The following is a 6,603-nucleotide window of genomic DNA, read 5'->3' on the forward strand; positions in this document are numbered from 1 at the left end:
AGCCGTCATCTGACTGACGGCTTTTTGTGTGTTTTGTTTTAATGGAACATTTATGAAAAAACTTGGCTTTTTTATAACCAGTCTCATGCTGATGTCTATCATGACGCATGCCAATCATGCCAATGTGGTGCATACCCAAGGCGTTGATATGCCATTAGAAAAAACCCCTGACATCACACCGATACAAAAGGCAGGCTCTGAGATTAACATGGGCAAAGTAGATGCTCTAAACCTAGGTGATGGGCTGACAGGGCAGATTAATCGGGCGATTGTGGCAAAAGATTGGCAATCGCTTGATGGGCTGCTACACACCTATCAATCATCAGCAGAATATGACCCCATACTGTATCAATATGCACTGGGGGCATGGCATCGCTCACAATTTAATCATCATCGGGCGATAGCAGTGTATCGGCAAATGCTGGCGGACAATCCTGATTTTCATTATGTTCGTTTTGACCTTGCGCTCATGCTCTTTGAAGATAAGCGCTATGATGAAGCCAAATCAGAGCTGATGGCGGTTAAGCCTTTGCTAAATACTGACATGCAGGCATTGACCGAACGTTATCTTGACCAAATTGATAAACGTAATAAAGCGAACACAAGTTTTAATGTCAATTATGAAAAAACCGATAACGTCAATAACGCCTCACCTGCCACCCAAGTCAGATGGCAAGGCAAGACGTGGAAAAAAACCGCTGAGAGTCTGCCCCAAAAAGCCACAGGGGTGCGATATGGCTTTGACATCGCCAAAGACAAACAGCTTAGAGCCAATCACTACCTAACCGCCAATGCAGGCATTGATGGGGTGCATTATTGGAATAAGCCTGAATATGATGAACAAACCGCCACGCTTGGGCTGGGATATAAATACCAAAACGTGCGTGGTAATGTCAGCGTCGTGCCATTTTTGAATCATACATGGCTTGATGATAAGCCTTATCAACATGAAACAGGCATCAAGGCAAACATCAATCGCCGTATCAGCTCAAAACTTCATGTGGGGGCAGGCGTGCAATACGCCAAACGATACTATGATGAGAAGCGACTGGCAGAGCGTTATGACAGTGATGTCCGTCGTGTGAGTGCCAGTTATCGCTATGTATTAACGCCGAGCTTGATGGTCTTTGGTGGGGTGGATGTAACCGATGATGACACTAAGGATAAAGAGGTTGCGTCTGTGCGTCATGGCATAAATTTGGGTGTGCTAGGTGAGATGGGTAATGGCATGGGCGGACGTGTGTCGGTGCGTTATGCCAAACGAAAATTTGACACACCCGAACAGCTGCTTTATGGCTTTAATCGTCAAGATGATGAATATTATCTACAAACAGCACTGTGGTATGATAAGTGGCAATACAAAGGCTTTGTACCAAATCTTAATATTAACTACCGTAAGATAGACAGTAACATGGCGGATTTGTATTCTCGTGATGGTGTGCAGTCATTCATCAGCGTTGAGAAAAAGTTCTAGGGGTGTGGTTAAATAGGTAGGACGTGCCTGCCCTTTATAACACTATTTACAATATAGAAATATTTTAGAAATAAACCAATCGTTTTTGCATGAAAAATGGCTAAATCTTGTGGCTTGAAGTCAAAAGCTCGTTTGGTAGAACGACCATCAAACTTCGCTTTTTCCTTGAAAAACGTGCGATTTTTCGTGATTTTCATTGCAAATATAAAAGGCAGGCACGCCCTAGTTTTATTCATAAAACAAAAGGCTGTGGTATATTCACAGCCTTTTGGTCATTTACAATCATTCTTTAACAAATGATTTTCCAGATAATGAATGTTTTGAGCATCTTCGGTAAAGGCTTCATCTTGTAATATCACATCACGGTGCAAAGTGGCGTTGGTTTTAATGCCTTCGATGATGAGTTCATCTAGGGCGTGTCGCATTTTTTGTACGACTTGTTTGCGAGTTTGGGCATGACAAATGAGCTTACCAATCATTGAATCATAATAGCTGGGAATACTGTATCCTTGATACAAATGACTGTCAAAACGCACGCCAGCACCACTGGGGGCGAATAGATTATCAATGCGACCAGGGCAGGGCATGAATGTCTTAGGGTCTTCGGCATTGATGCGACACTCCATGGCATGCCCACGAATGGTAATCTCATCTTGATGGTAAGACAGACCATAACCTGCGGCGATTTTTAGCTGTTCTACGATGATATCAATGCCAGTAATCATCTCGGTAACAGGGTGTTCAACCTGTACACGTGTATTCATTTCAATAAAGAAGAACTGTTCATTTTCATACAAAAATTCAAATGTTCCTGCCCCACGATAGCCAATTTGTTCGCACGCACGCACGCACGCATCCAAAATTGGCTGTTTGATGTCATCAGCAATGCCAGGGGCGGGAGCTTCTTCTAGTACTTTTTGATGACGGCGTTGCAGTGAGCAATCACGGTCAAATAAATGTAGGGCATTGCCATCGCCATCACCTAAGATTTGCACTTCCACATGGCGTGGGTTTTTTAAGAAGCGTTCCATATAAACCGTGTCATCACCAAAGGCATTTTTGGCTTCGGTTTTGGCGGCTTGGACTTGATTGATAAGCTCTTCAAAACGTTCAACCACACGCATGCCACGACCACCCCCCCCAGCTGCTGCCTTGATGATGAGTGGAAAGCCAATGGCACGAGCCTGCTCTTCGGCATTGTGTAGGGTGATGGTGCCTTGTGAGCCAGGAACGGTTGGTACACCTGCTTGTTTCATGGCATGAATGGCAGAGACTTTGTTGCCCATAAGGCGGATGTGGTCAGGGTGCGGGCCAACAAAGCTCAACCCAGCCTCTTCAACCTGTTCGGCAAAGTCAGCGTTTTCGGACAAAAAACCATAACCAGGATGGATGGCATCAGCCCCTGTTACCTCGGCTGCGGTCAAGATGGCAGGAATGGATAGGTAGCTTTGAGTGGATGGGGCATTGCCTATGCAGACCGCTTCATCACAGAATCGCAGGTGCATCAAATCCTTATCCGCCGATGAATACACGCCCACTGTTTGTATGCCCAATTGTTTGCACGCACGCACGATACGCAAAGCAATCTCGCCACGATTGGCAATCAATAACTTCTTAATCATAAATCACCCATTAGGCTTTGTAGCGAATGACAGGTTGTCCAAACTGTACCACCTCAGCGTTAGACACCAAAATCTCTTCAATGATACCACTTTGGGTGGCCTCTAAGGGGTTCATGATTTTCATCGCTTCAATGATACCAAGTTGGTCGCCTGCTTCTACTTTTTGACCAACTTTGACAAAAGGGGGGTCATTGGGACTGGGGGCAGAATAGAATACACCAACCATGGGCGATGTCTCAACTTTACCGCTTGGGGTTTTTGGTGTGGGGGCAGTTGGTGAAATACTGGCAGATGCTGACATTTGGGGTAGGGCAACGGTTTGCGTTGCGACATGACGAGTTAGGTGGACATAGTTGTCATGATTGCCCAGTTCTAAATTTGCCAAATCTTTTTCTTCCATGAGTTCAATCAACTCACGAATCTGAGCGATGTCAATGCTGGCACTCTTTGCCTGTGTTTTTGATTGGGAAGTTGGTTTTTGGGTGTTTTTTAGAATGCCCATGCCGTTACCTTATAAAATTGTAAAAGTTTATTGTAACAAATTTTTTCAAAATCGCCTAGTGGCAATCATCAGCGTTATTGCTAAACGTCAATAACGCAAATCTGTATTTTACCAACTGTGTAGTGTACATGCGTACGAATATTTTGCAAGTACTTTTTGTGATTTTAGGCAAATTTTTTTGTAAAATGGGGTAAATTGGTGAGTATAAAGATGAAATATGGTTAATTTTTAATCATTGTTGTTGCATTGGCTTTAATAAATTTGCCATTTAACATCAATCAATGTGTTCATCAAGCCATGCTGGTCTGACCCATTTGGGGGCGTTAATGAATTTAAAATTTGCCATTTTGTGTAACAGCTCTTCGCTGTTGTCAGCCACGCAGACAAGTTGTAAGTTTTCTTTGGGCATAAACCCACTCTCAACAGTTTTGGCAAGCATGTCAAGTAGCGGATCAAAGAAGTGAGCGACATTTAATAAGCCAATGGGTTTGGAGATGAGATTAAGCTGAGTGATAGACAGCACTTCAAACAGCTCTTCATACGTTCCTAGGCCACCTGCCATGGCAATAAAGCCATCTGCCAGTTCAATGAGTTTGGTTTTGCGACTAACCATGTCGGGCGTTTCGATGAGTTCGGTCAGACCCAAATGGGCGACCTCTTTTTGTTTTAAAAAGGTAGGAATGACACCAGTAACCTCTCCACCATGAGATAAGACACTGTCAGCGATTGTACCCATCAGTCCAATATTACCTCCACCATAGATTAGGCGGATATTGTGATGGGCAAGGCGTTCACCTAGGATTTGGGCATGGTGATAATAATCGGCAATCTGACCAAAGTTAGAACCGCAATAGACGGTAATGCTGTTTAAGGTGATGGCAGACATAAAAACTCGCTATATTTTTATTAAATTTTAAGAAAATTGGTTTTGTTGGCGGATGGTATTGTTTTAAAGGTTATTTAAAACATTTGGATGTATGGGTTAAATGACATTCATTAAAAACCATCAATGTGCAATACCATTTTGTTAAAATGATAAGCATCTTAATTTAACAAAACTTTGATAAAAAATCAATGATGAAAAAATATTATGACCCCATCATCCTAGACCTAGATGGCAATGGTGTGGGTAGGGTGTCTAAGTTTGGCATGCTATTTGTGATGAATGGGGGAGCGATGTTTGACCATAATGGCGATGGCATGATTATGGGTCGTCATAATCTTAATATACCTGCAATCAACGAAGAAAGATGGGCAGCTTGATTGTTATAAAGGAACAATCAGAAAATAGGGAATAAATGTTGTGTTTTTGTGTTTGTGAGTGAATGGGTGTATAATATGTTGATTGTGAGGCTGTTGTAATATTGGTAACTTATTGATTAAATAAAGCTCAATATTTAAATTTTTCGAGGTTTACATTTGGGTCTAACCCATAAACTCTATTACTTATCAAATTGTGTTTGGTTTTCTAATGTAGATATGGGAAAATTTTTATGAAATTAAATCATTTTATTAATATTATTTTTTTTAAAGAAAATATTAACAGAGAGAGATTAATTAAAAATTTCCATATATTTTTTATGGTGTTTTTTGTTTTATGTTTTTTAACTAATTATTTTTTTAGTGTTTTTGTTGGTTTTGGTTTTATTTTTTTTATTTTTATCATAGAATATTTGTTTCTATATTTTAGAATTAAAGATGGTAAAGAAAATATAGAGGAAATAAGAAAAGATATTAAGTTTGTCTTTATTATTTCACCAATATCAATTATTGTCATTATATCAATTTTTAATTTTTTAGAATTTCCTTATTATATGATAGATTTTAATAAGGAAAAAAAAGAATTAAGTACTGTAACTGGGGTGGTTTCTTCACCAATTGTAGGTAGTAACCAATATAAAAAACCTGAAAAATATTTTGTTATAAATAATAAATCAGAAAAACTAACTAATAGCCAAACTTTTCAATTAAATTATCCACATCATAAGCTTATGGATAGAAAACTGGAATTGCCAATAGGTGAAAGCATTGAAGTTATTTATCTAACTACTTACAATGGAAATAACAAGCCTATTTTTCTAGCATATGATGTTAAAATCAGTGGAATATCCTACATAGAATATCAAGATTCTTTGCGATTTTTCCAGGAGAATAAGAGAAAATCTTTCTTGTTCTTAACAATAAGTATGGCTTCTTATACTTTATCTATATTTTTTTCATTTATATTTATGTTGTACACAAATAGGAGAAATGTATGAGTAATTCACTAGCAACAGTTATAGCAAGTTTGTATGAATTTCATAGAAATGGTTATAATTTTGCTTCTGGCACCATAAGTGCAGGAGGTGATTTTGGCGAGGCAATTAAAGAACCAACTTTTAGTAACATATTGTCAGCAACTGCTGGACTAATATCATCGATAGGGGCGTTTGCTACTTTTACAGGTACAAGCAATGGAGGGGTGGATAACATTTCAAAAATTGCTGATACTGTTTCTTTGGGAATTACCTTTGGTAAGTTAAAAAGAAGCAGTACAAGACACCTTTGACAAATGGCGTGAACAGGTTGGTGATTTCTTTGCTAAATTTGATTTTCCCAACATTCCCACAGATTGGCTCCCCGACATCGTTAAAGATTGGCTAGACATCCCCCGCTCAGGCGAATACCACATCTATGACCCATTAACCTTGGACTTAAATGGTGGGGCAGGAGATGACATTATTCATCTACTAAGTGGCAACAATCATGCTTATGGTGGCGATGGAGATGATATTCTATATTCGGGCATTGGTAACGACAAGCTAGAGAGTGGCATTGGCTCAAATGTTTATGTGCTGGGTAAAAATTTCGGTAAAGACGAAATCATTAATTTCAACCCAAACGGTCAGGATAAAGATGTGATTAAATTCACTGATGGTATCTACGAGCTACTACGGGCTACGAGTTTAATTAAGACATTAGTGCGAACAATCAGGAATGAACCAAATGCCAAAAGAATCTGAATA

Annotated in this window: 8 protein-coding genes; 5 read left to right on the top strand and 3 right to left on the bottom strand. The window is 39.7% G+C overall.

Annotated elements, in window-relative coordinates; translation table 11 throughout:
• Positions 1-52 precede the first annotated feature (52 nt).
• Entirely contained in the window at positions 53-1,474 is a 1,422-nt protein-coding gene (locus tag A7456_RS06030; protein WP_067008564.1) for a surface lipoprotein assembly modifier, read from the top strand.
• Between the two features lie 272 nt (positions 1,475-1,746).
• Here A7456_RS06030 and accC read toward each other — a convergent pair whose 3' ends face one another.
• From accC to A7456_RS06050, 3 genes are all read right to left on the bottom strand, one after another.
• Positions 1,747-3,096 (bottom strand): acetyl-CoA carboxylase biotin carboxylase subunit, encoded by a 1,350-nt coding sequence (accC, locus tag A7456_RS06040; RefSeq protein WP_066886339.1) that lies wholly within the window; start codon positions 3,094-3,096, stop codon positions 1,747-1,749.
• Between the two features lie 10 nt (positions 3,097-3,106).
• On the bottom strand, positions 3,107-3,532 hold the full coding sequence (gene accB / locus A7456_RS06045; RefSeq protein ID WP_067008666.1) for an acetyl-CoA carboxylase biotin carboxyl carrier protein: 426 nt from the start codon (positions 3,530-3,532) through the stop codon (positions 3,107-3,109).
• A gap of 340 nt (positions 3,533-3,872) precedes the next feature.
• Positions 3,873-4,484 (bottom strand): LOG family protein, encoded by a 612-nt coding sequence (locus tag A7456_RS06050; RefSeq protein ID WP_067008570.1) that lies wholly within the window; start codon positions 4,482-4,484, stop codon positions 3,873-3,875.
• Between the two features lie 191 nt (positions 4,485-4,675).
• Here A7456_RS06050 and A7456_RS06055 point away from each other — a divergent pair, with 191 nt between their 5' ends.
• The 4 genes from A7456_RS06055 to A7456_RS11910 all read left to right on the top strand — a co-directional run bounded on the left by A7456_RS06055 (position 4,676) and on the right by A7456_RS11910 (position 6,600).
• On the top strand, positions 4,676-4,861 hold the full coding sequence (locus A7456_RS06055; RefSeq protein ID WP_067008573.1) for a hypothetical protein: 186 nt from the start codon (positions 4,676-4,678) through the stop codon (positions 4,859-4,861).
• Positions 4,862-5,091: 230 nt separating this feature from the next.
• The gene (locus A7456_RS06060; protein WP_067008576.1) at positions 5,092-5,856 is read left to right on the top strand and encodes a hypothetical protein; all 765 of its coding nucleotides are present in this window, start codon (positions 5,092-5,094) and stop codon (positions 5,854-5,856) included.
• Positions 5,853-6,146 (top strand): hypothetical protein, encoded by a 294-nt coding sequence (locus tag A7456_RS06065; RefSeq protein WP_066886328.1) that lies wholly within the window; start codon positions 5,853-5,855, stop codon positions 6,144-6,146. Before A7456_RS06060 ends, A7456_RS06065 begins: the two co-directional genes overlap by 4 nt.
• 139 nt (positions 6,147-6,285) lie before the next feature.
• Entirely contained in the window at positions 6,286-6,600 is a 315-nt protein-coding gene (locus tag A7456_RS11910) for a calcium-binding protein (protein ID WP_067008579.1), read from the top strand.
• The last annotated feature ends 3 nt before the right edge of the window (positions 6,601-6,603 follow it).

Origin of the sequence: Moraxella nonliquefaciens (assembly GCF_001679005.1) — a bacterium.
Lineage (GTDB): Bacteria > Pseudomonadota > Gammaproteobacteria > Pseudomonadales > Moraxellaceae > Moraxella > Moraxella nonliquefaciens.